The organism is Aquimarina sp. AWH4_224, assembly GCF_056160245.1.
Window position 1 is genome coordinate 87139 of the sequence record NZ_JBSWWU010000008.1, and the last position, 24380, is coordinate 111518.

A 24380-nucleotide genomic window follows, 5' to 3' on the forward strand; every position below is an offset into this window, starting at 1 on the left:
TTATTAACAATTCCTTAGGAAAAAGCCTTTTTTTTCCATGTATTTTAGGAAGCAAATATTTTTTATGAAACGTATCGTCTTTCTCTCAATTCAGCTTATCGCTATTACTGTGTTTTCTCAAACCAATACTGAAGTTTTTCTATTTGACCTACAAAAAGAAGGCAATTCCTTTGTCCTAAACAACCAAAGAAACGTATCTAATAATGAAGGATACGACAATCAACCTTCTTTTTTTGATGATAATACACTTCTTTTTGCAGGTACAAGAAATGGACAGACGGATATCGCTGCATATACCATAAAAACAAACACTATCCGTTGGGTAAACTCAACTCCTGAGGGTAGTGAATATTCTCCTACCAAAATTCCTGGAGGGAACAAAATTTCATCAATTAGATTGGATAAAGACGGTAAACAACTTTTGTATGCTTACGATTATAAAACAGGAAAATCCAAAGCGCTTTTTGAAGATTTAAAAATAGGATATCACACCTGGTACGATCAAAATATTGTGGTTTCATCGGTACTAGAAGATGGTAGTTTATCTCTTGTCGTTTCTAACTTAAAAGACAATACCAATAAAACTATTCAGAAAAAAATAGGGAGATCATTACACAAAATCCCTAATTCTAATTTGATAAGTTATATCAGCAAAGAAAATGAAAATTGGGAAATCAAAAGTCTTGATCCACTTACAGGAGTTACGCAAAAAATTGTAAATACTTTCCCCAATGTAGAAGACATGTGTTGGTTGGCAGATGGTACTATTCTTATGGGAAAAGGCAACTCCATTTTTAAATTCAAACCCAAAGAAGATCAATTTTGGAATATATTCCACTCCTTTACAGATAAAGAAATAGGAAATATTACCCGAATCGCCACTAACGCTACCTCTACAATGCTGACTCTGGTTTCAGATGCTTCTCCAGAACATATTGTTCAAAAACAACTTGATGCTTATAACAACAGAGATATTGAAGAATTTTTGGCTGCATTCAGCAAAAACGTAAAAGCGTATGATTTTCCAGAACAACTCCAGTATGAAGGACTTGATAAAATGAGAACTTCGTATGCTGGTTTCTTCAAAAACACCCCCGATTTGCATTGCGAAATCAAGAATCGTATTGTTTTTGGCAATAAGGTGATTGATGAAGAGTTGGTAACAGTAAATGGCTCTCAATTTAGTGTGATAGCAATTTACGAAGTTAGTAATGGTAAAATTTCAAAAGTTACTTTTATTAGATAGCACTCAAATACAACAAACCAGGAATACTATTCTACAGTAAATAGCTTTCTTTCAGAAATGGATGTTCCATTGAGAGTAAATCCTTCTAAAGCAATTTCATAGGTACCTACCACATCTGAAGTAAAAAAATGAAGCTCATTTCTGCTTTCAGGTGTTAGCTGTGCTCTTGGTTCCCAATATAGTTGATATCGATAATCAGGAATGCGATCATACTTTGTAGTAGCATAATCTTGCTTATAGTATTGTTTTTCTTTGGCTGGCCTATGAGTAGTAATTTGTTTGATATAACTTTTATTGAATTCATCAAAATAATTCCCATCCAAGGTTTTAATACTTATTAACCCATCGTATACTTTAGCTCCCAAATAATACCGATCTGGCAAAAAACCTATACTTTTAACCTTTCTGGCATCATAATTTAATACCTCTTCTTGCTCTTGTACCAAAATCCCATCTACCAGTACTAGGGGTAAAAAATTATCATCCTTTTTTATTGCATAGTTTCCTTGTATAGCAAAGACTTCTCCTTTGGTAGCAATTCTCCTAGTCCAAACTTTATCTACAATCTCTACCAATGTCTCTTTTACGGTAGCAAATCGCGTATATTCGTTTAACTCATAATTCTCATAAAGTTGCCCATAAAAAGGTTTTTCCTTTTTAACTTCACTAATGGTATCCGGTTTTATATTATAAAAGCTATTATCAATTTGATTATAAATACTTCTTTGTAAAATTTCTTTACGCATGACGGGAGTAATTGTTAGCTTATTCATATTAAAATATTGCGGATTTGGAGAAGGAATCTTATCAAGAATAATGCTATATTTTTCCTTTTGTGTATCCAAAACCTGAACAAAAGATATTCCTGCTCCCTGTTGGTTGTGTGGTATATTAAAAACAAAATTACCATTTGGGTCTGTAGCAACGATACTAATATGATTTTCTCCGTCTACCGTAGAAAGTGCAATGGGTACATTTGACACCTTATACAATGAATCTTTTGATACTATTTTACCATAGATCAGTTCACCCCTCATTTCAGGTAAAAACACGGATTCTCCAACCCTCTTTTCTTTATTTCGAAGTTTGTTTGGATCAAATTCATCAAAGTCAATTGTTTTTATAGGAGTAGCAGCATGAATTGTTTTAACTCTTCTCACAGACAGCGAATACGAAATAGGTGTATCCAATGTATTTTCTATAGTAAGCTTCACCTTTGCTCTTTTTACATATTTTTCCTTATCCAGAAGAACGGCCACCACATCTTTCATGTTTTTTTGAGGAATTATAGTACGCTCTTCTTGATCAATTGGTACAGAAGATTGTTTTGAATCATCTGCCAATACATTTTCCTGATTTCCTTGATACGGATTAAGAATGCTCACATCACCTTGAAAAAATAGAACTTCCTTTGCATTGAGCATCCACTGAGTATATGCCAAAAGTTTGTAGTTCCCCGAAGGAAGATCAACCGGTATAAAGAAGTCTCCTTGTGCCAACCCAGAATGCAACATTACCTTTTGTTGAAGCACCGTTTCCTTGTTTTGATTGACCAACTTTATATAGGCTATTTTACTGATATCACTTAGTTGTGTGCTTTGGTTGTTAATACAGTACAAACTATAGTACAAATATTCTCCACAAAATAATAAGGTGCTGTTGTAATGCACAAAAATTCGTTCTTGCGGGATTTGACTATACTCCAGTACTTCTTGATTGGTTCTTAGTTCAGATAATCTTTGACCATAGCCAACCAAACTGCTAAACAGAAAAACACTAAGTACAACATATGTTTTTAGTACAGTTCTATATTTTACTCTTTTTTGCATATATCATTGTTTAATCCACCCAAAAATCAGGCACAGCACTACTTCCAAAAACAGTACAATCCCCACAGGGTCTCGGCACAAAAACCAAAACACCACTTCCTGGCTCATCTCCTCTAATTTCTTCCAAGAATTTGATACTGCCGGATCGAATCAATTCTCTTAATCTTCTGTCAAAAGATTCTGGAGTTTCGCCTGTATTGGGTCTGGGTATTATTCTATCACATCCAGGAGAAAATCTAGGTAAATCATTTAAGAATTCTTCTCTATCAAAAAATATACGTTCTTCCTTTACCGAAGCCACATTAAAAAAACCAAGAACTCTTTCGTTGGGGTTGGTCTGAGAGGTAATGTTACCACTAATAAAACCAGGTTGCACTTGCGAAAACAAACTTTCGGATTGAGAGAAATTGGAAAGGGTCTGATAAAACCCATTGGCTTCCTGCGATTGCACGAATTGTCGTACCAAAATGCTGTATCGCTCTGACACGCGGATATCTTCTGCCTGAATAAAGCGTAAGAAAAATCCACTCACCCGATCTTCATTTAATGTATTTGTGTCTGTAATCAAAATATCTTCTGAAACTCGATTATTAAAGCATATTCTTTGATTTTCTGATCGTTCTATAAACTCTAACGAAGGTGTTAAATCCACTGGAACCCAAAAACGAGCTACAATTTTATAAGTTTCTTCAAACTGATATCGGTAAAACTTAGAATTTCCAGTTTCATCAAAACTATCCACAAAGAGTCCCACTCCTTCTACCCCATCGTTATTTGTCATTCGCATTGGAAACACCCGTTCGATATTAGAAGTAACAGGAGGCAATTGCACAATTTTAGACAGATAAACTCGACCTTCTACAGTTTCTATAGATAGTTGATAGTTCTTGTTGGGAACAACGGTAAAAGGAATAATGGACTCATACCTGCCTGGAAAAATTTCATCAAAAGGAATCGTGGTAGTTTCATCTTCAATAATTTTCACAATAGCACCTTGTTCGGCCGCTGGTCCATTCTCTTCAAATCTAAACGTTCGGGTAAGGAGTACCTCTTGACGTTTTAACTCATTTGTAATTGTGGCATTAACCACCAAAATACTCTCAAAATCTTCCGTCTCAACATCAAATTCTTCAACACAACTGGAGAGCAACAAACAACAACTCAATAGATATAAGATTGCTTTATGATACGTATGATTATGATTATTTAGCATCTTCATCACCTTAAAATTTGAAATTATATGTAATAGAAGGAACAGGCACCGAAAAGACTGAGCTTTGTAACGCTTTTACTTCTCCTTCTTCGGTAACAAAAAAGACAGAAAGTGGATTGTTACGTCCTAACACATTATATACCGAAATGGTCCAAAATCCATGGGCAAGTTTATTCTTTTTATGATTCCCTTCTATGTTTAATCCAATATCCAATCGGAAAAAATCCGGAATTCTAAACTTGTTCCGATCACTGAACACTGTAAATTCTGCACCATCAAAACTAAAAGTCCCAATAGGGAAAGTCACTGGTCTACCGGTTTGATAGACAAAATTGGTCGCCAAACTAAATCGTTTCGTAAATCGATAGTTGGTCACCAAACTAAAATCGTGCGGTCTATCAAAGTTTGACGGGAAAAAATCTCCATTATTGACCCGCTCTTCACCAAAGGGACTATCTAATTGTATAAAGGATCTTGAATACGTATATCCCAGCCACCCATAAAGCTTTCCTTTTTGTTTTTTGACCAAGAATTCAACTCCATAAGCTTTTCCTTTTCCCTGTAACACCTCGGTTTCAATATTTTCGTTCAGTAGAATTTCTGCACCTGTCTTAAAATCCAGTATATTTTTGGAGGTTTTGTAAAACCCTTCTAGACTCATTTCGTAAGTGTTATCATCAAAATTTTTATATAAGCCAAGCGCGTACTGTTGCGAACTCTGCGGTTCGATATTTAAATCAGAGAGTTTCCAGGTATCTATAGGAGACACCGTGGTATTATTGGATAAAGTATGGATATATTGATAGGTCGAATTATAAGATGCTTTTAAGGAAAAATCCTCGGTAAACAAATACCTTCCCGATACTCTTACTTCTGGGGCAGAATAAGTTTCTATTACTTCATTTTCATCAAAAGTAAGCGTCTCTGTAATATTGCTTTCTTCTCTAGGGACTCCCTCTTGAAATACATTTTGAGTTCCAGCTCCCAGGGCATTATAGATGGAGTATCTTAGTCCAGCGTCCAAAGTAAACTTTTCAAAAAGATCTACTTCTGCGGCAACAAAAACAGCCGACTCCAAAGCTCTTTCCTTTTCGATAGTTAATGGCTCGACAATCGATTCTGTGCCTTTGGGCGTAATGCTTCCAGGATTTACAGAATATAGTTTACTCGCGACGCCATAATCAAATTTCAATCGATCACTATATAAGTGCTTAAAATGTAATTTTAAAGCGGTTTCATTGATTCGATATCCCAATTCGAAATCATCATCTGCATCTCCGTCAAACTCAATATCAAAGCTATATTCACTGTTTGAAAGTGCTATTTCTCCACTATTTTTATCATTAAATTTCTGATCCCAACGTAGAGAAAAAGCTTTATTCCCATACACATACAAGGAGTCAGAAGTAATACTAAAATCATCTCTACTCCAATAAGCCATAGCTTCTAGTTTAGCGTTTTTTGAAATTTGATGATTGTACTTGGCAATTCCGTCGTAAAATGAAGCCTCACTATCTTGCAGGGATTCTTCATCCAAAGCATCCAAAATCCAATTCGCATATGCCGCTCTACCTCCTACTAATAATCCAGATTTCTCTTTTACAATAGGTGTTTCGAGAGCAATATTTGCGGTTACAGGTCCAATTGCTCCTTCTAAACCGAATTTATCTGTAGAAGCATCTTTGGTCTGTAGATCAAAAACCGATGATAATCTTCCTCCATAAGATGCTGGAATACTACTTTTATAAATATTTGCTTCTCCCAGTACAAATGGATTTAAAGCCGAAAAAATCCCGAAAAAATGTTGAGGATTATAAACCACGGCCTCATCCAACAAAATCAAATTTTGATCAGATTTACCTCCTCGTACGTTGTAACCTATTGTACCTTCTCCTGCTGTTGTTATTCCTGGCAAGGTAGCGGCAACTTTTAAAACATCACGTTCTCCCAGCGCCAGCGGTATATTTTTGGATTCTTTGATATCAATTTCAGTTTTGGTTACTACATCGGTTACCGCATTATTTACATCAGACTGAAGAATTACAGCTTCGAGCTGTTCAATTTTTTCTTCTAGTTTGATATTTAGGGTTCCGTTATTGTATATAATCAAACGCCTTTTGAAATTCTCCATTCCTAAGGCATTCACTTCAAAAAGATGAGTTCCTCGTCTAAGTTCTATAGTGTAATACCCATTATTATCTGTTTTGACTCCAGTATTTCTACCTCCAAGAATGATCAAAGCATTTACCAATGGTTTTTGTGTTTTGGTATTAGTCGCATATCCAGATATGGTAAAGGATTCTTGGTTAGTTATTTCTGAAGATTTCCCGATTTTGACGGTAGGAATGATTTGTTGATTTGATTGTCGATATGACTTCTCAAAAATTGGAGAATTGATCTTTTTGGATGTATTAGCAACGGTACTATCCCCTATTTCCTGGGCTCCAAAAAAGCCTTTAGGCAAGTATCCATAAATACGATTATTATTAGTTAAAATGACTCTATCTTCCAGAAGAAAGTAATTTAGAGAAGTAGTATCCAAAAGGTTTTCTAATATTTCTTTCATCGTAGCATTCTGAAAACTACCACTTACATCCTGATATTGATCTACCCAAGGTTCCTGATAAAAAAAAGTACAATCACAAAGCCCTTCTAACTGCAATATGGCCGATTGTAAATCCACATTTTCAAAAGTAACGGTAATTCTCTTGTCTTCTCCCTGAGACCAACCCATCTGAGCGCACAAAAAAAAGAGTATGATCCAACTATTTTTCATACTATATATCGTTACTAGTTGATAAGTTATCGCCTATATATTCAAATAAGTTTTTCATAAAGAGATCCGGATTCGACTTGCGTTTTTGTCTTTGATCAGTATAGTATTTTTTGATGATGCCCTTCTCTTCGGGAAAAACATCTAGAATATTGCTTTTAGAAGTAACATCCCAATAAGAATCTTTATAGAACAAGACGTAGGAGTGATCATCTACAAATTCATAATAAATCTTTGTTTTCCCTAAATCTTCTATACGCTCTTTTCTATTCCTTTTGTTTTTCTTATATAGGGTAAAGATCTCATCACTCACTATGATTTGATAAAATCCTCTTATTTCAATTTCATTAGTATACACTGTATCCAATCTCTTAAAATTGAAATCTTCAATAGAGAAACCTTCTATTTTCTCATCAATCAATTGAATTATGGAAGAAGAAGTACCTGATTTTAGAGCAACCAACACATGATCATTTTCTAAATTGTATTTCAAGGGTACCTCATAATAGGTTTGGTTATTATAGGTAATCGTTGCCAGTTGTACTTTATCAGACAGAAAAAAAGCATGCCTATCTTCAAAGATTTTATTTACATCTGTATCTACGTATTGTCTTCCATTAAAAAGTCCGGTATGTGTTTTACCAATCATACCATCGAACCAATTGTAGTATTGAGCACTATCACTATTTTTTTGACCATAAAAAGCATATGATACCAATAGCAATACAAAAGCGCTCTTTTTTGTAATTATAAAATTCATGTTCCCCAAAAGATGATTATGCAAAGAATTTATGTCGGTAATCCAGTATTTTTGTCCCTCAAAAACACCAACACTATAGAAAGATAGATCGAAATATTGAATTGTATCACTTACCAATTCAGCTACAACGTTTTCGTGTTAATAAGTTTGTAAAATATGCAACATAAGCCTTAGAAACTCGCATATCTTATTCCAAATCTTCAGATCTCTTATAAATTTGTTAATGAAGCTTCTTACACAAGTGCTTTTACTTAAATTAGGCGATCAAAAAATTGAAAATGAAAATAGTTTTTACCACCGCCTTACTTTTATTTACCACCACTTTTGTCGCTCAAACCGACCAAAAAATATATGATATTATCAATGCTGTATCCGCAGAAAGAATTGAAACCGATGTCAAAAAACTTGCAGGATTTGGTACTCGCCATACCTTAAGCGATACTGTTTCTAATACCCGAGGTATTGGAGCGGCAAGAAGATGGATCAAAGGAGAGTTTGAACGTATTTCTCAAGATTGTAATAACTGCTTAGAAGTATTCTATCAAAAGGATTTAGTAAAAAAAGGAACCAATCAACGTATTGTAAAGGACGTATGGGTATATAACGTGGTTGCGATCCAACGAGGAACTAAGTATCCCAACCGTTTTATCGTAATGAGTGGTGATATCGATTCAAGAATTACCGATCCCAATAACTTTACCGATGACGCCCCTGGAGCTAACGACAATGCTACTGGTATGGCAGGAGCAATAGAAGCAGCCAGGGTACTTTCTAAATACAAATTCGAGAGCAGTATCATTTATGTAGGGTTATCAGGAGAGGAACAAGGTTTGTTTGGAGGACAAGGCCTGGCCCTATATGCTACTGAGAAAAAATGGGAAATCATTGGTGTGATGAACAATGATATGATCGGAAATATAAAAGGAGTTGACGGAGTAATTGACAACCGTACGTTTAGAATATTTTCTGAACCCGTGCCTCCTACTGAAACCAAAGAACAGCGTAGAGCAAGACGTTTCTATGGTGGTGAGGTAGATGGTATTTCCCGACAGCTTGCAAGATACATCTATAAAACGGTAAAGACGTATATGCCAGAGATGAATCCGATGATGGTATATCGATTAGATCGTTTTGGAAGAGGAGGACATCACAGACCTTTTAATGATGCTGGTTTTGCTGGTATTCGAATCATGGAAGCTCACGAAAATTACACACAACAACATCAGGACATTAGAGAAGAAAATGGAATCAAATATGGAGATGTTGTAGAACATGTTAATTTTGAATATGCAGCCAAACTAACTGCCGTAAATGCAATCAACCTTGCAAGTATGGCCTGGGCACCTCCAGCTCCAACAGAGGTAGGAATCGGAGGTATCGTAGAACCTTCTGCAAAGTTTCGATGGAAAAAGAGCAATGACCCCAATATAAAAGGATATAAAATATATTGGCGAGATACTACTTCTCCTACCTGGGATTACAGCAGATTTGTAGGAAACGTAGATAATTTTGTATTAGACGGGATTGTCATCGACAACTTCTTTTTTGGAGTTAGCACGGTGAGTAAAGATGGATTCGAAAGTCCCGTTGTATTCCCAACTAAAATCTTTAGAAATTAAAACAATTCATAACACCACTAAAAACTTAAATCATGAGAAGATTAACCACCTTTTTAGTCACCATTGTCCTAATAGGATGTAACCAGACTAAAACTCCCTCGACGCAGGTAGTAGCTGTTTCAGAACCAACCAATGCTTTGGAAGAAAGCAAAGTTGTGATCCACAAAAACTTTGCATCCAAATTCGTAGATGCTCGTAATGTTGAAGTCTATTTACCAAAGGGATATGATGAAAATAGCACCGAAAAGTACCAGGTACTGTACATGCACGATGGACAAAATGTTTTTAACCCCGAGACCTCTTATACTGGGATCGATTGGGGAGTAGATGAAACTCTGGACAGCCTGCTGGAAAATGGTAAAATCAAAAAAACCATTGTTGTAGCGGCTTGGAATAATGGTCCTAAACGATTTGTAGAATATATGCCAAAAGCTCCCGCTGAAGCAACAGCTACTCCCGAAGCTAAAAAAGGATTAAAAGACAATACTGGTTTTGACCAATTGTATTCTGACAATTATCTTCAATTTTTGGTCGAAGAATTAAAACCATTTATTGATAAAACCTATAATGTATCTACGCTAGTTGAAGATACTTCGGTTATGGGATCATCTATGGGTGGCCTGATTTCATTGTATGCGATCTGTAAATATCCAAAAGTATTTGGAGCAGCAGGATGTGTCTCTACCCACTGGCCTGTGCCTGTTTTGGGAGATGCTTTTATCGGCACATTAGCTGCCTCCTTACCAGATCCAGAAACCCATAAGATTTATTTTGATTTTGGGACTGAAGGATTAGATGCCCAATACGAACCTTTTCAAATCACAGTAGACAAGATCATGACAGATAAGGGGTACACGCAAGAAAAAAACTGGATCACCAAAAAATTCGAAGGTGCAGGCCACAATGAAAAGAGTTGGAAATCCAGAATTCACATCCCTCTGGAGTTCTTATTGAACTAAGTAATCGTAAACATTATTTTGTATTGAAATTTCAGTGTTTTTATTGATTCTTTATTTCAATATATCTTTTAAAACGGTAAAGTATTTGTTGGCTATAAAAGCCGCTCCCGCTGCATTATAATGCACATCGTCAGCCAGAAAGGAATCATTAAAACCATCCTGCATATCAACCGTCATTACTTTTGAAGTGGTTGTGGTTTGCTGCGTTGCAATGCGTGCAATATCTTGTAGGGCTTGGTTATAAAAAGTCAGGAACTCTTGAGTTTGCTCGCTTGTTAAAGGTGGAGCTGGTAATTCTATAAGAATGGTTACATTTTGATTGACAGCCTGGATGGCATCGATAATTGCATTGATATTTGCCAAAGTCTGGGTATAATTATCAATTCCATCATTACCGCCAGGTGAGCTAAACAACACAATATCTGGGATTCCGGCTTCATTTATCCATCCATTAAGTCCGGCAAGAATTTCTGTAGAATTGATGCCTCCTCTCCCCTCATGATCTATATCAAAAGATAAGCCTTTAAAATCAGGATAAGAGGCCTCATCTTTTGCGGTTCCTATAAAATCGAAATCATATGCGCCATCTACCAGCAATTTCCATAAATCGTATCGATAACTTTCGTATTCTGGTCGAGCCCCAGCAACCCTGGAAGCTCCTAACGGCATAATTTTGTTAATAGAAGTACTTGGATTGGGCGTAGTGGGAGTTGCATTATCATCCTCACTGCAGGATAAAAAAATGAACAAAAACACTAAAATTGGGTAGAAAAATTGGTTTTTCATTGTTTTACTTTTATGATTTGCTGTAAGAACAGCTCAATCAAAAAATACCCTACCTGCTCATTGTTATTTATTTCAAATTTGTTTTACTCGTAATGTTCTGCATAGATCATGTCCTTCACTTTTCCAATGTCCAGTAAACCCTTTTGGGAGCACAAAAAAATCTCCTCGATAAAAAGTTTGAGCGGTTCCTGATTTCGGAGTAATCGTAAGTACTCCTGCGAGTACATGAATAAATTCTTCTTTTGGCTGATCAACAATTTCCATTTCACTGGATATTTCAGCCTCTGTGGTTACTTCTAACTCTACCCCATGATATAGAACATCCTTATATTTTTTCGACCCTAATTGGGTGAGCTGAATTCCGGAAATGAGATCTTTATTCAATACAAAAGGAATTTTTGCTTTTGATATTGCTGTACTATCCGAACGGATATTTGATATTACCGAAAGTTCTAAATGGTAGGTATTCCCACCATTATTTGTCCATTTTCCCGAAAATCCTTTGGGCACAAAAATGTAATCCCCAGCAAAAAAAGAAAACTCTTTATTGTCTTTGGGTTCAATATCGGCCCGTCCACTTAAAAAATACACGAATTCATCAATCGGGAAATTAGGTATGTCATTAACTGCTGTTTCGCTGGAAAGGATAAAAACACTCAACTCACTGCCTTGGTAAATTCTTTTTTGGAAATACTCACGATCTGGATGCGCTTTTAAATTCAGCTTTGGGATATCCATACCAGACAATAACCGATCTTCTATTTTAAAAGGAACTATAGCTTCCTTCTGTTGCGCAAATCCAGAACTAATGAAGACTAAGAAACTTAACACTCCTATTCCTTGTATAATTTGGTTTCGATTCATGTCATTGTTAGGTTATGATTAGTTTGATTTCAAAAACAAGGCGAACTTCCGTAAGGATCGGCGTTATGATCAATGGTAAAATTGAAAACCTTTGCATCTTTACCTCTGGTATACTCCACATAATCCCAATTACCCGAATGTGTTAGCTTGTATACTCCGTTTATCTTTCCTTCGTAAATTTCGTTATAATACTTTGCATACACTGGATATGGCCCTCCTGGGTTTAAATTATCCGATTCCTTCACAAAAGTAAGATTAATAGCAGCCGTCATTCCTTTGTACTTTACCTGCCTGGCTTTACCCTGATCATCATAACTAATCCAAATGACCAAATCAGATTGTTCATCTTCTGTATAGCAGATATAATGATCTATTTTGCCAGGTTTTGAAACATTCTTGTTTTCTTCGGTTACATCATTTTTACTATGATCTATCTCCTCATCATTCTTGAGCGTATCAATTATTGTAGATTCCTTATCCTTATGATCCGATTTTGTTTGTGAACAAGCAATAACAATCACCAAAAGGCAAGAGAACATTAATTTTTTCATGTTACTGTTGTTAAACATGTTGATCAATAAGAATAGCATTGCCATCTGGATCAAAAACCGTTATACTACCCGGCCCCGTAGTGGTGGTATCCACTTCCTTTTGCAACTCAATCCCTTTTGATTTTAATTCTTCCTGAATGGTTCTTACATCATCAAACGTATCCAATTGTTCTGCATTTGTATTCCATCCTGGATTGAAGGTAAGAATATTATTCTCAAACATTCCTTGAAATAAACCTATCAAAGAATCCTCGTTTTTCATAATCAGATAATTGTTTGCGGGATCACCTGCAAAAACGGTAAACCCAAAGGTTTCATAAAATTCTTTGGATGCCTTTATGTCTTTTACACTAAGGCTAATAGAAAATGCTCCTAATTTCATATTTGTATATTTTAGATTGTTAATCTTTGACGCAAAGCAAATAAGTTTTTACTTCACATCTCTTACTTATGTATTTCTTCTACAAAGTGAAATTCTCTTTCATTTTGTTTTATTCATTGGATATATTATTTAAAACAAATTTCGCCATCTCAAGATTCCCATAAGTAGTATTGGAATCAAAAATTACCTTTGTTAATATTTCGGAAGCTCCATCAAAATCACCGTCATTATTTATGGTAAGAGCTTTATTAATAAGAAGCATTCCTTTTGTTTCTGAATCTGGATTAGCTGTAAGGCCTTTATCAATTGCTTCTAGCCTTTCTTTGCCTTCTAAAAAACTTGAATAATCTTTCCATGCCGGGGCAAACGCGGGAAACTTATTCACTAATAATTGTACTATTTCTTTTTTCTCTTGTATATCCTGAATCCATTCCAGAGAAAGGTAAGATTTATACAATCCTTTCTGAAACTCTCCGGTTTTTTCCTTTTCCAAGGTATGAAGTGCCGTTTTGGACGTATAAAATCCTCGTGGAGCTAATTCATCTGTTAACTTATAATATCTTAACGCATTATCGAAATCACCTTGCAAAAGATAGGTATATGCCATATCATACACAGGATAAGGCCATTTTGGAGCAACTCTATGAGCTTCTCGTAATTTTTCAATTGCCTCAGTATATTTTCCAGATTGTCCTAATTGTCTTGCCACATTATGTAAAAGTTTTGCTTGATCAGATACATTTTCTATTCCATAAATTTCATAATTAAATGTTCCGGTAGCTTTAGATAATTCTTCTTTGGATATGGCATTCCCTTTAGAATCGGTGAATTTAATAGTCATTTTTTCGGTTTTAAGATTAAGGTTTTGTTTTTCATTCTTTTTGCAAGAAGAGACTAAACCCAAAATGGTAAATAATGCAATTGACAGCGTTCTCATCTATAGTTGGTTTTATGCAGTTTTATAACTACCGCTAAATTTGTTTTAACACTCCTGATGATAATAAAAATAGATAAATTCTTAAAGAAAAGGATTTATTTCTCAGAAAAACAAGGAAGTACATCTTCTTCGAAGTAGGGTTTTTGATCTACCCAAAACATATAATCAACCTTCAAAAAATCCGAAGCAAAAGCGTATAACATAGGTACAATATTGTTTCTACCTATTCCTTTGTCATTTTTTTCGTTATAATCTTTGTCCGCTCCCGTTTTACCAATGTAGTTCCCATCTTGAATAGCGATTCCTACAGGAACCGTCAATGTATTTTCATGCATTTGTGCCAACGCATGATTCAATTGCCCTTTTCTGGTGACCATCAAATCTGGCGCTCCTAAACCTACACCAATTTCCTGACCGTAATTATAAATTCCTTTCAAGTACCCTTTATCTTCCCAAGGCAACCACTCTCCTGGCATAAAATTAGCGTAAATCATTGTTGTACTTTTTGGAAATGCTTTCTTCAGAGCCAACATATTATTTTTTACTCCATCTACATACTTCGCTTCGGTAAAGCCATGCTCGTTGTTTTTGAAACTTAAAGATGTTTCCTGAAGATTGATGCCTTCAATTCTACCGTCAAACTCCTGCCCCAAAGCCATCAAAAAAAGTGCAAAACGTTCTTGTATTTTTTTGCTCCATCGTTTGGCAACCCATCCAACAGGTTCTTTATTCTCATGATGTAGCACTGCACCCTGATCATACTCTTCCTGCATGAGATATTCTGGGACCGGTTTATTTTTTACAGAAAAGGTAGCATCTTGTAATTGGATAAATAATTTCTTACCAAATTTTTCCAGATAGTTAAGATCTTGTTCTATTACCGAAAAATCATACGCTCCCTTTCTAGGTTCTAGTTGTTTCCAGGAATACATAATTTGTGCTCCTGCAAATGCATGATGATCCAACATGGCATGCGATTTAAGCTTTCCTCTATCCCTGGAAAAATAAACAAAATGCTGAATTTGGCTTTTGGGTATTGGGCAGGAAGCTTTACTGTATTTTTTATATGAATTGAGGTATTTGTTAGCCGGATTATCCCATTGTTGAGCAGAACTCCAGAAACTAATGATCAAAAAAGTAAACACAAGAAAAAATCGCATTTCTACAATAAGATTTCCTGTTATTTTACGCATCTAGTTTATCAATTTTTATCCATTATTAATTCCAGGTACAATATACTCATTTATGATCTCATCGGTATAATTATGAGCATTTCTATTTCCATAATTTGTGGTGGTAATTACTAATACTACATCTAATTCTGGAATGGCCAATACCTTTTGCCCTCCGTTTCCAGCCATTGCATACGCACTGTATTGCTGCTCCTTCCCAAAGGATTTTAACCAAAACAAATATCCATATTCTACCCCATCTCGTACCTTAGCTTTGGGAGTTGTTGCTTTTTGAATCCACGATTTGTCCATAATTTGTTGCCCGTTCCATGTACCACCATTTAAACACATTTGGATAAGTTTTAAAAAATCTCTGCTTTGATATTCACTTCCTCCAGCGGTATTCAAGATACCCTCTGGGTTATAATGAATTTTGTATTCTTTAATTTCCAGAGGTTCGAACAGGTGTTGCTTCGCAAATTCTACCACATCCATACCGACTGCCTTCTGCACAATTTCTGCCATTGTTGCCGACCCAGCAGAACAATAGCTAAAGGATCTCCCATAAGGCTGATCTTCTGGTTTGGGTTCAAAAGGATAAGATCGGATGGGTAGATCAACAAAAAAACTGGTCCAATCTTCTATGGGGTACATACGTTCTTCATTCCCTCTCGAAAAACTATTAAAATCATTACACTCCAACATCGAACTCATCGTTAGTAGGTCCTCTATCGTAATTTCTAACTTACGGGGGTCTGGATGCTCTACAGGAGTCTTATGTTTCAGGTAGGTAAATATCTTATCTTTTTCAGATTTTATATGACCATTTTTTATCGCAATACCGGTAAGCAATGTTGCCATTGTCTTTGTTGCTGATCTTGTATTATGCTTACTATTTTGATCTGCCCCATTATAATATTTTTCAAACAACACTCTTCCTTTTTGTGCGATCAAAACACTGGTAATTCGTTCGTATTTTCCGGATTGAATGGCACTATCCATGTTATCAAAATACTCATTTGGAGTACCGTTTACTTTAGAAAAATCCAGCTGCCCCGTAACCATCTGAAAAGCAAATAAAACAGTAAGGGTAATTAAAGATGTTTTATACATAATTTACGTTTTTTGAGATCGCAAAATACTATTCCCTACATTGCAAAAATAGAATGAAATTAACATCTATGCCGAAACCTCAACTTAAAGTACATTTTTTCTAAATGCACTTGGTGTTCTTTGCAAATAGGTTTTAAAAGTTCTCGTAAAATGGCTTTGATCCGAAAACCCACATATGTGAGCAATTTCGGTTAAACTAAAGTTCTTATTCATCAAATAAGCCAAGGCTTTCTTAATTTTTTGCTGACGAATATAATCTCCTAAAGAACTTGCAAAATACTTTGGCACCGCCCTAGAAATATGTCCCGGATGAACGCCTAACTGATCAGAGAGAGATTGAAGTGTTATTTGATCAGGAGTGTCATTCAGTATTTGTCTTAGTGATGCCACCCAAGCAGGTTGTTTACTTTTAGAGAGTGCCGCCTCCTGTATATTTTCGCATAATTGAAGCAGCAATAGTTCTATCGACAATTCTGAATAAACATCTTGAAATCTGAATTCAAAATAAATCTTTGCCAACAGATGATGAGATTTGGGGTGATCAACGATACTGCTTCCTTCCCAAAGGTTAATATTTAATTTTTTTGTATCAAACCAAGCCCTCGGAAATTCTATATGAAATCCTCTGGCGTATGCAGTCTCTTTAGAGTTATAATGAGCCTCTTGCCAGTTATGAAAAATTAGACTCCCGGGCTGACATGTTTGCTTCAACTTTTTATTTACATCAAACAAGTTTCCTTGCAGAACGTACATAAAATAAGGGTTTTCATGAAAATGCCAATCCGTTCGGGTAGCAGAGTAATCGTATTCAGATAAAATAACCCCGTCAAAATCTACTTCAGACTTTTTTGTTCCGTAGTATTTCCCTGGGGTAAGTATCTTCATACGTTGTTGCTAGTTGAATTTGACATAAACAATATAGGCAAAAGCTACAATACTAAAAACCATTTATTCTGTTACTCTTGTATTTGATTATTCAATTCTTGAAATTTCTGTAGTAACTCGTCTAATTTAGCATTTTGTTTTTTGATCACTCTAGGTCGTAAGTACCACCAATTTATTCCTATCCAAAGTAAGGTAGCGGTATACATCACAATCCCCCAGAACCTTGTCATATTTGAAACGTACTCAAACAAATACAACGCTATCCCCAAAGAAAGCATTACAAAATAGATGCTCAACATCCACTTTTGCTGAAATATCTGTTTTTGCTTTAATTGCATCAACTGCCTAAGGTATGTTTTATTATTATATCCCTCATTCGTCTTGAGTAGTGAAATCCATCTATTGTAAGGAATCAAAAAAATGATCATGGCAAGAATAGCCAGTACGAGTCCTATTTTTGTTGTAATATATTCGGGTTGAAATCGATACCAAATGCCTCCTATGATACAAGAAGTAATCAACAGTATTGTATTTGCGCCCATAAGTTGATAACGTTTATGTCTCTTCAACCGATCCGCTTTTTTATAAAGATCTGCAATTTCAAGTTTCTGAACCTCCTGAGTATTCCAGATTTTTTTGAAGTCTATATTAGTATCCATTTTCTTTAAACTTTTTGGTTAGCCTTTCTTTGATTCTATGAATTTTAACTCGAACATTCCCTTCTGAAATTCCAACAATCTTGGCAATCTCTTTCTGATCGATATCTTCTAATTCAAGAGATATGATAATACGTTCAATTTCTTTTAGTTCTGAAATACATTGATGTAAAAACTGAATGTGATTTTCGATAGTAACCTCTGAGGTTTCAAGCTTCATATGAGGTGGTAATTCTGATGTGGGCATCCTCTTTTCTTTTTGAATTTGCCGTAGGCATGTATTTGTCGTAATTCTGAATATCCAGGTACCAATAGCAGACTCTCCTCTAAAATTGGGGAGTTGTTGCCAAACTTTTACAAACGTTTCTTGAGCCAGATCTTTGGCTTGATCAGTATGGTTAACATACCCCATACAAAGCCTGTATACCTTCTGCCAATACGTTTTATAAATCTCTTCAAAATCCATTAGTTAATCCACTCTTTTAAGGTATCAATAAATTCCTTTTGACGATCGATAAATGGGTTGTGCGATGCATGATCAAACTTCTTAAAATTCGTATTGCCTATCAGATTTTTGATTTTTTCTATTTGCATTTCAGAAAAAAGACCATCATCTTCTCCGTATATCCCAAAGATAGAAATACGCAGTGTTTGAATATGCTTCACCATATCGGTGATATCAAGCGTTGTGTATTTTTCATTTTTCCAAAACCCCATTGGTGCTTCATAGGTCATTTGTGAGGCATACTTTAATAATACGGGATCTTTTTTAAAGTTTGCATACATCTGTAATGCCTTTGTTGTTGGCTTTTGGGGATGATAAAATCCATTCTGCATTGCATGGCTAAAACAATACGAACTATATTGAATAGAGCTTTTGTCCATTTTTTCTAGCATCCTAATGTAATTCAGATTAACAGTATCCTTGTTTCGTATATAGATTTCTTTAGAAGATTTCACAATCGTTGATAAGGTTTCCTGCATAGACAAAGGAGCAGACACCAATACAACGGACCCTACTTTATTCAGATGATTTTTTGCATAAAGCGTGGCTACGATCCCTCCAAAACTATGTCCCATCAGCGTTGCTGTTTTTAAGTCGAACGTATCGTAAATAGTATTCAAGTCATTAAACGTTTCTTCAAAGGTAAATTTTGCGTTTTTATCTGTTGATCTCCCTTCTCCTCTCCTATCGTAAATAATCACATAAAAACCATTTTCTGCAAGAATTTGGGCGGTAGTTCTCTCAAAACTCGCAGCATTATATCCAGGTCCTCCATGAAGAAATATAATTGCTTTGTTATTTGGGTCTCCAAATGCTTTGGTAAATAATGTTTGGGATCTTACAGAAGCTACCAATAGTATACAAAATAACACCAGTGTTTTTTTCATCGTTTTTCCTTTAAATTTTCGTTTAGATACAAGGAATCTCAAAATGTTACACCTACTATGTCAAAAACGGTAAAAAAGTAAGGCTAAAATTTGTTTAGACTCTGTTTGGCTTTAGTTACTTTTACCATGGTAGCAATGCAATCACTCATGAAAGAAAAAAGGAAAAAGCAACCCTGGCCCACCCAAGAGGTTATGAAACAGATTTATGAGATGCAACTTTGGGGTGCTAATGATGCTGCCTTTTATTCGGGAATCGGGTCTCATCATACCGATATGGTTGATCCTTATTTAACAGCAGTACGTTCATTTTTGAGATCTTTTGAAAGTCCTATCACCGTATGTGATTTGGGATGTGGAGATTTTAATGTTGGAAAAGAATTGGTACCCTACACTCAAAAATACATTGGAGTAGATATTGTACCAGATTTGATTACTCACCATGAAGAACAATTTAAGACTGCACATTTAGAATTTCACTGTTTAGATATTGCAAAAGATGATCTGCCTGCAGGTGATTGTGCTATACTAAGGCAAGTATTACAACATTTATCAAATACCGAAATACATGGGGTTCTTGAGAAGTTATATCAATACAAATATATTATTCTAACAGAGCATATCCCAGAGGGTGATTTCGAACCAAATAAAGATATTATTACAGGACAAGGTATTCGTTTGAAAAAGCAAAGTGGAGTGCAATTGTTATCTCCTCCCTTTAATTTTGAAGTAAAGGAAGAAAAAATGTTGCTATCCACGCGTATCGATGAACATCCAGGTGTAGTGGTAACCATTTTATATACTGTCTTCTAAATCCCCAAGTGGTACGAACAAAATTTTTGCTAGGGTTTAATCTTAAGAAGCGCTTCGTAAGGGTTTCCCTGTAAGCCCAGTAGTTTGGCAAATGCGGGTTCTGTTTTATAACCTTCTTTCTTTAATTGGATAATGTTCTTTTTAAACACTGCATCCTGTTTATTCAATATTTCGTGCTCAATGAGCATGTGTCTGTAGGCATTTTGACTTGTAGTGGGTATATCCTGACCGAAAATTTCAACTCCAAAATGATCAGTGTCAAAATTGGCCACAGTTATCAAAAGATGACCTTGAGTATAAGTTCGTATTTCAAAATTTTCTTCCTCAGAGAAAAAGCGTTCAATAGTAGATGAAAATTCAGTATGATCGTTGCATTGGCAAATGATGTCCAAATCACTATTCGGAAGATCAATACCAATAGGTATGGTACCTGCCAAAATTGGGTTGTACTTCTTTAACTTCTCGAATATTTGAAGTTGCGTAAGGTCGGTATACGCTTTTTGCTGACGTTCATTTCCATTCTTCAAATAAGTTATATCCAGGAAATTCATCTCTCAACTTTTCAATTATTTTTTGACCGCTTCATCCCATATTTTCTTGATACTTTCCAAATTGGTTTTTGGTCGTATTCCTAGCGGATGCAGCGCATTTTTGGTTAACAAAAGTATTACTTCCTGATCTTTACGTAATCTCGGAAAACTTGGTTCATCTATAAAAGTTACCTTATTTACTTTGTTGTATGACGGACTAAAATAAAGATCAATTTCTTGCGGTCCTGGGCCCTGTTTATAGTTTACATTTTTGGCTTTAACATGAAGTACTACTTTCTTTTTTTCTTCAAGATCTTTTTTCAATTTCGCATATTTAAACGAAAAATACAAGTATAAAACCAAAGCTCCAGAAATCGAAAATATCATGATTAAGGTGGGAAGTACTCCCAAAGACTCAAACATGGTCAAATTAGGATCAGAAATCTCGACCCTTCTTTTTTTAGGGATTAATCCCATGGGGATTACCGAAAAAACTATTAACAAAACAAAAACACCTCCACCCCACATGGCGATTAGGTTTCCTATTTTTTCATAATGTCTTCTTAATTTACTTTTTTCAGCTGGGTTTAAATCTTCCATATACAATTTTTAAATTTGATACATTTCTATCATCTTCTTCTGCAGTACTTTTTTCGGAACACGTTTCAACACAAAGTTTCTAAAACCTTGACCATATTTCCAGTGTGCCATCTTTCCAGTACTCCAGGATTGATTAACGATTGTGGTTACTTTCTTCTTTCTTTTCCCTTCAAATATCTTAAAATTGTGTTTATTACCCTGATCATTTGCTATCATTTTACTCAAATAATAGGCATCTTCTATCGCTTGTGCTCCTCCCTGTCCCATATTAGGAGTGGTGGCATGGGCTGCATCCCCAATCAAACAAATATTATCATGATGCCAATGATCCAGAAGAGCCAAATCAATAATATCATTACGAACTATTTTCTCTATTGGTGTAGATAAAATCAACTGAGTTACCATTGGATCAAATTCCTTAAACATCTCTACAAGCTTTTGTTGCAATTGATCACGATTGTCCTTTTGATCGGGACGATCCAGGGCCACTGCAAACCAATACACCTTGTTTTCTGCTATTTTTGATATTCCAAATCGTATTTGATTCCCCCAAAGCTCTATCCCTCTATGTTGAAATTCGGATGTCATTTCAAAATTTGCTACGCCTCGCCAACATGTCTGACCAGAATATCTGATTTTACTTTCTGGAAAAAGTTGTTTTCTCACTTTGGAATGTATCCCATCGGCACCTAATAGATAATTTGTTTCAATGATAGTATCATCTTCAAATTTTACCTTGATGTTTCCATTTGGATCTTCTTCATAGGATTGAAAGGCTTTACCCAAATGTATTTTTCCTTTCGGAATTTTATCAAACAACAGTTGTTGTAGTGCTGCTCGATGTATCGCAATTGTGGTAAATCCAAACTCTTCTTCTATAAAATCCTGATCATTATCCGAAATTGGAGCCAAGTCTACCTCTGCCAAGGTAATTTGGTTGATTGTATTTCCTTTTACTTTTACCTCGTCCAAAACATCCAAATATTGCAAAACTGACAAGGCATTTGGAGCTAACCAAATTCCAGCTCCCACTTCATCTATTTTTGGTGCCTTTTCAAAAATCTCATAGTCTACTCCAATTTTTTCTAAAGCTAAAGCAGTGGTTAGCCCCCCAATACCTGCACCGATAATTGCATATTTCATCTATTTAAAAAATTTTATTTTTCTGGTAATAAAACAAACAAAAACTCTCTGCTAAGATCCACCTATCCGTTTTCCAATAAGTTAATCAAATTTCCTGTAATCGAAACTGAACAAAACTATTCTTCATAAATATCATATGCCTCAGAGATTGATCTTATAAGTTCTGGATTTTCAAAATCAGATTCTGAAAGCTGAGATAGTTTCTCTAAATAAAGATCAAATTGACCATTTTTGAAAATCGTTAGCATTTTCCCTCCTTCTTTACAACTTGCTGCATGCCATACGTTAGGCGGTACCGTGATCGTATCTCCCGGTTTACCCACAATCGTTTCGTTATCAAAAATCAAGGTTACTTCTCCTTCCAAAATATAAAAGACCTCTGTCATCATCTTATGATGATGTCTCCCCAAATAAAATCCTGGTTTTAATGTATCCTCTACAAAGCTAAGTTCCCCATTCGTATGCCTCGAAGAGAGCTTTATAAAACAATGATCTTGCGCATAGTTGTAGTTCTCTCCTTCTCCTTTTCTTATAATTTCCTGTGTTTCCATTTTAGTTTGTTTTAAATAAAATAGTTGAAAAAATTATAAAGGACCATTCCTATAGAACGGCCCTTTAAAATTATCATTTGTTTAGTTAAGATTAAAATTTTCCGTTCTGATTTTTCCATTCGGATTTTGGTGGAATAGTTGCAATCACATCCCAATGTTCTACAATCTGCCCATCCTCTAATCGGAACAAATCATAAAAAGCGGTATGCGCTCCTTTACCAAATTTTCCTTCGCTAACGGTAAGCACAAAATTTCCTTCTCCCAATACCATATGCAGCTTATCATACTCCATTACCAAGCCATTTTCTGTAAAATATTTCATTGCCGCTCCAAAACCCTCTAAACCGTCTGCTACAGCTGGATTGTGTTGTAGGTACTTTGTTGGATTGATGTAAGTCGTGATTTGATCACTTTGATGATTGAGTAAAACATCGTTCACAAATGATGTTACAATGGTTTTATTACTTTCACGTTTTTCTTTATCCGTTATATCTGTAGCCCCGTCAGTTTGTGTGCGATCACTTGGATTAGGCGGTTGTACTTCTATCAGGTTATCCCAATGTTCTACGATCAATCCATCTTCGAACCTAAAAATATCAAAGCCGATTTTAGGTCCAAAAAAATCGTAAATCGTATGTGTAAACACATACTCTCCATCCTGAAAGGCTCTTACCACATTCGCTTTAAAACCTTGTGGTGGTGCATGCTGCATAATCTCTCCAAAACCTGCAAGTCCATCTCCTACGCTCAAATTATGCTGAATATACTTTTGAGGATTGATGTAAGAAATCGGTGTTTTGTCTCCTGTATTAAAACTATTTAATAAGGCAACTACTTTTTCTTTGTTCGTTAGTTCCATATTCAAAAATTTATATCTTCCCATAGCCATGGTAGATTGATCCATATCTTGCATAAATTCTTTGGCAGTAGGATTGTTCATAAATGCATCTAACGAAGCATCAGAATCTTCCTTATTGGTCCAATACACGGCAACCACTTGTTTACCTTCTTCATTTACACCGGTAAGTCTTTGTAGAAATCCTTTTCGTTTTCCGGTAAAATCGGTTTCTACTTTTTGATTCAACGAATTAAACTGCACAATATCCGTTTCCTGGGCCAATTTAAAAGACATCACTTCAACAAAATGGCTGTCATTCGCATTAAAAACCTTATCTATCCCATACCTAGACATTTTCATGGTATTCGCATTGATCATTTGTGCATAGTCTGCAACAGATGGATCACTCATAAACTTATTCATGGAGGCATTAGCGTTAGGTATACTCTTCCAGTATACGATGACCACATATTCTCCTTTTTTGTTAACACCGCTTTGGCGTTTGATAAATCCGGGTTGCTTACTGGTAAAATCACCTTCTATTTGCGCATCCCTTTTTTCAAAATCAGTAGGATTTACATCGCTATTAATTTGAAATGTGGTAACCTCCATAATGGTCTTTCCTTCCATAGCATTCTCAGTGTTTGATTGGGGATCCTTCTTTTTGTTGGTAGAGCATTGACTAAAAACTAAAGCCAATACCACCAACATACATTCTGCAGAATATTTCATTTTTGATGTGTTTAATGGTTTAAAATTCTGCAGTAAAAT

The 24380-nt window shown here is 35.4% G+C and carries 24 protein-coding genes; 4 read left to right on the forward strand and 20 right to left on the reverse strand.

All coding sequences use genetic code 11. From position 1 onward, the window contains the following. The first annotated feature begins 64 nt into the window (after positions 1-64). Positions 65-1246 (forward strand): nuclear transport factor 2 family protein, encoded by a 1182-nt coding sequence (locus tag ACXAGJ_RS16100; protein WP_474841157.1) that lies wholly within the window; start codon positions 65-67, stop codon positions 1244-1246. Positions 1247-1272: 26 nt separating this feature from the next. Here the strand turns inward: ACXAGJ_RS16100 and ACXAGJ_RS16105 are convergent, their stop codons facing one another. From ACXAGJ_RS16105 to ACXAGJ_RS16120, 4 genes are read right to left on the reverse strand one after another with little or no spacing between them, the layout of a single operon-like run. Then, positions 1273-3075 carry a hypothetical protein gene (locus tag ACXAGJ_RS16105; RefSeq protein ID WP_474841158.1) on the reverse strand — a complete coding sequence of 601 codons (1803 nt, stop codon included), beginning with the start codon at positions 3073-3075 and terminating at the stop codon, positions 1273-1275. 10 nt (positions 3076-3085) lie between these two features. Continuing rightward, entirely contained in the window at positions 3086-4294 is a 1209-nt protein-coding gene (locus tag ACXAGJ_RS16110; RefSeq protein ID WP_474841159.1) for a DUF4249 domain-containing protein, read from the reverse strand. A 4-nt stretch (positions 4295-4298) separates the two neighbouring features. After that, positions 4299-7064, reverse strand: a complete 2766-nt coding sequence (locus ACXAGJ_RS16115) for a TonB-dependent receptor (RefSeq protein WP_474841160.1) — start codon at positions 7062-7064, stop codon at positions 4299-4301. Position 7065: 1 nt separating this feature from the next. Continuing rightward, positions 7066-7821: a hypothetical protein gene (locus tag ACXAGJ_RS16120; RefSeq protein ID WP_474841161.1), complete on the reverse strand. Its 756-nt coding sequence runs from the start codon at positions 7819-7821 to the stop codon at positions 7066-7068. Positions 7822-8099: 278 nt separating this feature from the next. On the opposite strand from ACXAGJ_RS16120, the gene ACXAGJ_RS16125 reads away from it, so the two are divergent. After that, entirely contained in the window at positions 8100-9440 is a 1341-nt protein-coding gene (locus ACXAGJ_RS16125) for a M28 family metallopeptidase (protein WP_474841162.1), read from the forward strand. A 32-nt stretch (positions 9441-9472) separates the two neighbouring features. Continuing rightward, positions 9473-10399: an alpha/beta hydrolase gene (locus ACXAGJ_RS16130; protein WP_474841163.1), complete on the forward strand. Its 927-nt coding sequence runs from the start codon at positions 9473-9475 to the stop codon at positions 10397-10399. 51 nt (positions 10400-10450) lie between these two features. Here ACXAGJ_RS16130 and ACXAGJ_RS16135 read toward each other — a convergent pair whose 3' ends face one another. From ACXAGJ_RS16135 to ACXAGJ_RS16185, 11 genes are all read right to left on the reverse strand, one after another. Continuing rightward, positions 10451-11185, reverse strand: coding sequence for an SGNH/GDSL hydrolase family protein (locus ACXAGJ_RS16135; protein WP_474841164.1), 735 nt, complete (start codon positions 11183-11185; stop codon positions 10451-10453). A 72-nt stretch (positions 11186-11257) separates the two neighbouring features. Beyond that, positions 11258-12049 carry a cupin domain-containing protein gene (locus ACXAGJ_RS16140; protein WP_474841165.1) on the reverse strand — a complete coding sequence of 264 codons (792 nt, stop codon included), beginning with the start codon at positions 12047-12049 and terminating at the stop codon, positions 11258-11260. Positions 12050-12078: 29 nt separating this feature from the next. Continuing rightward, positions 12079-12600: a hypothetical protein gene (locus ACXAGJ_RS16145; RefSeq protein ID WP_474841166.1), complete on the reverse strand. Its 522-nt coding sequence runs from the start codon at positions 12598-12600 to the stop codon at positions 12079-12081. A 10-nt stretch (positions 12601-12610) separates the two neighbouring features. Then, entirely contained in the window at positions 12611-12982 is a 372-nt protein-coding gene (locus ACXAGJ_RS16150) for a VOC family protein (RefSeq protein ID WP_073314614.1), read from the reverse strand. 109 nt (positions 12983-13091) lie between these two features. Then, the gene (locus ACXAGJ_RS16155) at positions 13092-13919 is read right to left on the reverse strand and encodes a tetratricopeptide repeat protein (RefSeq protein ID WP_474841167.1); all 828 of its coding nucleotides are present in this window, start codon (positions 13917-13919) and stop codon (positions 13092-13094) included. 95 nt (positions 13920-14014) lie between these two features. Further along, a complete protein-coding gene (locus tag ACXAGJ_RS16160) occupies positions 14015-15112 on the reverse strand; it encodes a hypothetical protein (protein WP_474841168.1) in 1098 nt (365 codons plus the stop codon). A gap of 15 nt (positions 15113-15127) precedes the next feature. Beyond that, positions 15128-16204 carry a serine hydrolase domain-containing protein gene (locus ACXAGJ_RS16165; protein ID WP_474841169.1) on the reverse strand — a complete coding sequence of 359 codons (1077 nt, stop codon included), beginning with the start codon at positions 16202-16204 and terminating at the stop codon, positions 15128-15130. A gap of 84 nt (positions 16205-16288) precedes the next feature. After that, the gene (locus ACXAGJ_RS16170; RefSeq protein WP_474841170.1) at positions 16289-17089 is read right to left on the reverse strand and encodes a helix-turn-helix domain-containing protein; all 801 of its coding nucleotides are present in this window, start codon (positions 17087-17089) and stop codon (positions 16289-16291) included. A gap of 71 nt (positions 17090-17160) precedes the next feature. Then, complete coding sequence (locus tag ACXAGJ_RS16175; protein ID WP_474841171.1) at positions 17161-17748, reverse strand: hypothetical protein; 588 nt, start codon at positions 17746-17748, stop codon at positions 17161-17163. Beyond that, a complete protein-coding gene (locus ACXAGJ_RS16180) occupies positions 17738-18211 on the reverse strand; it encodes an RNA polymerase sigma factor (RefSeq protein ID WP_474841172.1) in 474 nt (157 codons plus the stop codon). Before ACXAGJ_RS16180 ends, ACXAGJ_RS16175 begins: the two co-directional genes overlap by 11 nt. Then, positions 18211-19137 (reverse strand): alpha/beta hydrolase, encoded by a 927-nt coding sequence (locus tag ACXAGJ_RS16185; RefSeq protein WP_474841173.1) that lies wholly within the window; start codon positions 19135-19137, stop codon positions 18211-18213. Before ACXAGJ_RS16185 ends, ACXAGJ_RS16180 begins: the two co-directional genes overlap by 1 nt. A 147-nt stretch (positions 19138-19284) precedes the next feature. Between ACXAGJ_RS16185 and ACXAGJ_RS16190 the strand changes: the two genes are divergently transcribed. Further along, positions 19285-19947 carry a class I SAM-dependent methyltransferase gene (locus ACXAGJ_RS16190; protein WP_474841174.1) on the forward strand — a complete coding sequence of 221 codons (663 nt, stop codon included), beginning with the start codon at positions 19285-19287 and terminating at the stop codon, positions 19945-19947. Positions 19948-19976: 29 nt separating this feature from the next. Here ACXAGJ_RS16190 and ACXAGJ_RS16195 read toward each other — a convergent pair whose 3' ends face one another. The 5 genes from ACXAGJ_RS16195 to ACXAGJ_RS16215 all read right to left on the reverse strand — a co-directional run bounded on the left by ACXAGJ_RS16195 (position 19977) and on the right by ACXAGJ_RS16215 (position 24341). Beyond that, complete coding sequence (locus ACXAGJ_RS16195) at positions 19977-20498, reverse strand: DUF4269 domain-containing protein (protein WP_474841175.1); 522 nt, start codon at positions 20496-20498, stop codon at positions 19977-19979. Positions 20499-20513: 15 nt separating this feature from the next. After that, entirely contained in the window at positions 20514-21077 is a 564-nt protein-coding gene (locus ACXAGJ_RS16200; protein WP_473286249.1) for a hypothetical protein, read from the reverse strand. A 9-nt stretch (positions 21078-21086) separates the two neighbouring features. After that, a complete protein-coding gene (locus ACXAGJ_RS16205) occupies positions 21087-22220 on the reverse strand; it encodes an FAD-dependent monooxygenase (RefSeq protein ID WP_474841176.1) in 1134 nt (377 codons plus the stop codon). A 116-nt stretch (positions 22221-22336) separates the two neighbouring features. Next, the gene (locus ACXAGJ_RS16210) at positions 22337-22771 is read right to left on the reverse strand and encodes a cupin domain-containing protein (protein WP_474841177.1); all 435 of its coding nucleotides are present in this window, start codon (positions 22769-22771) and stop codon (positions 22337-22339) included. A 91-nt stretch (positions 22772-22862) separates the two neighbouring features. Further along, positions 22863-24341, reverse strand: a complete 1479-nt coding sequence (locus ACXAGJ_RS16215) for a hypothetical protein (protein ID WP_474841178.1) — start codon at positions 24339-24341, stop codon at positions 22863-22865. Between the last annotated feature and the right edge of the window lie 39 nt (positions 24342-24380).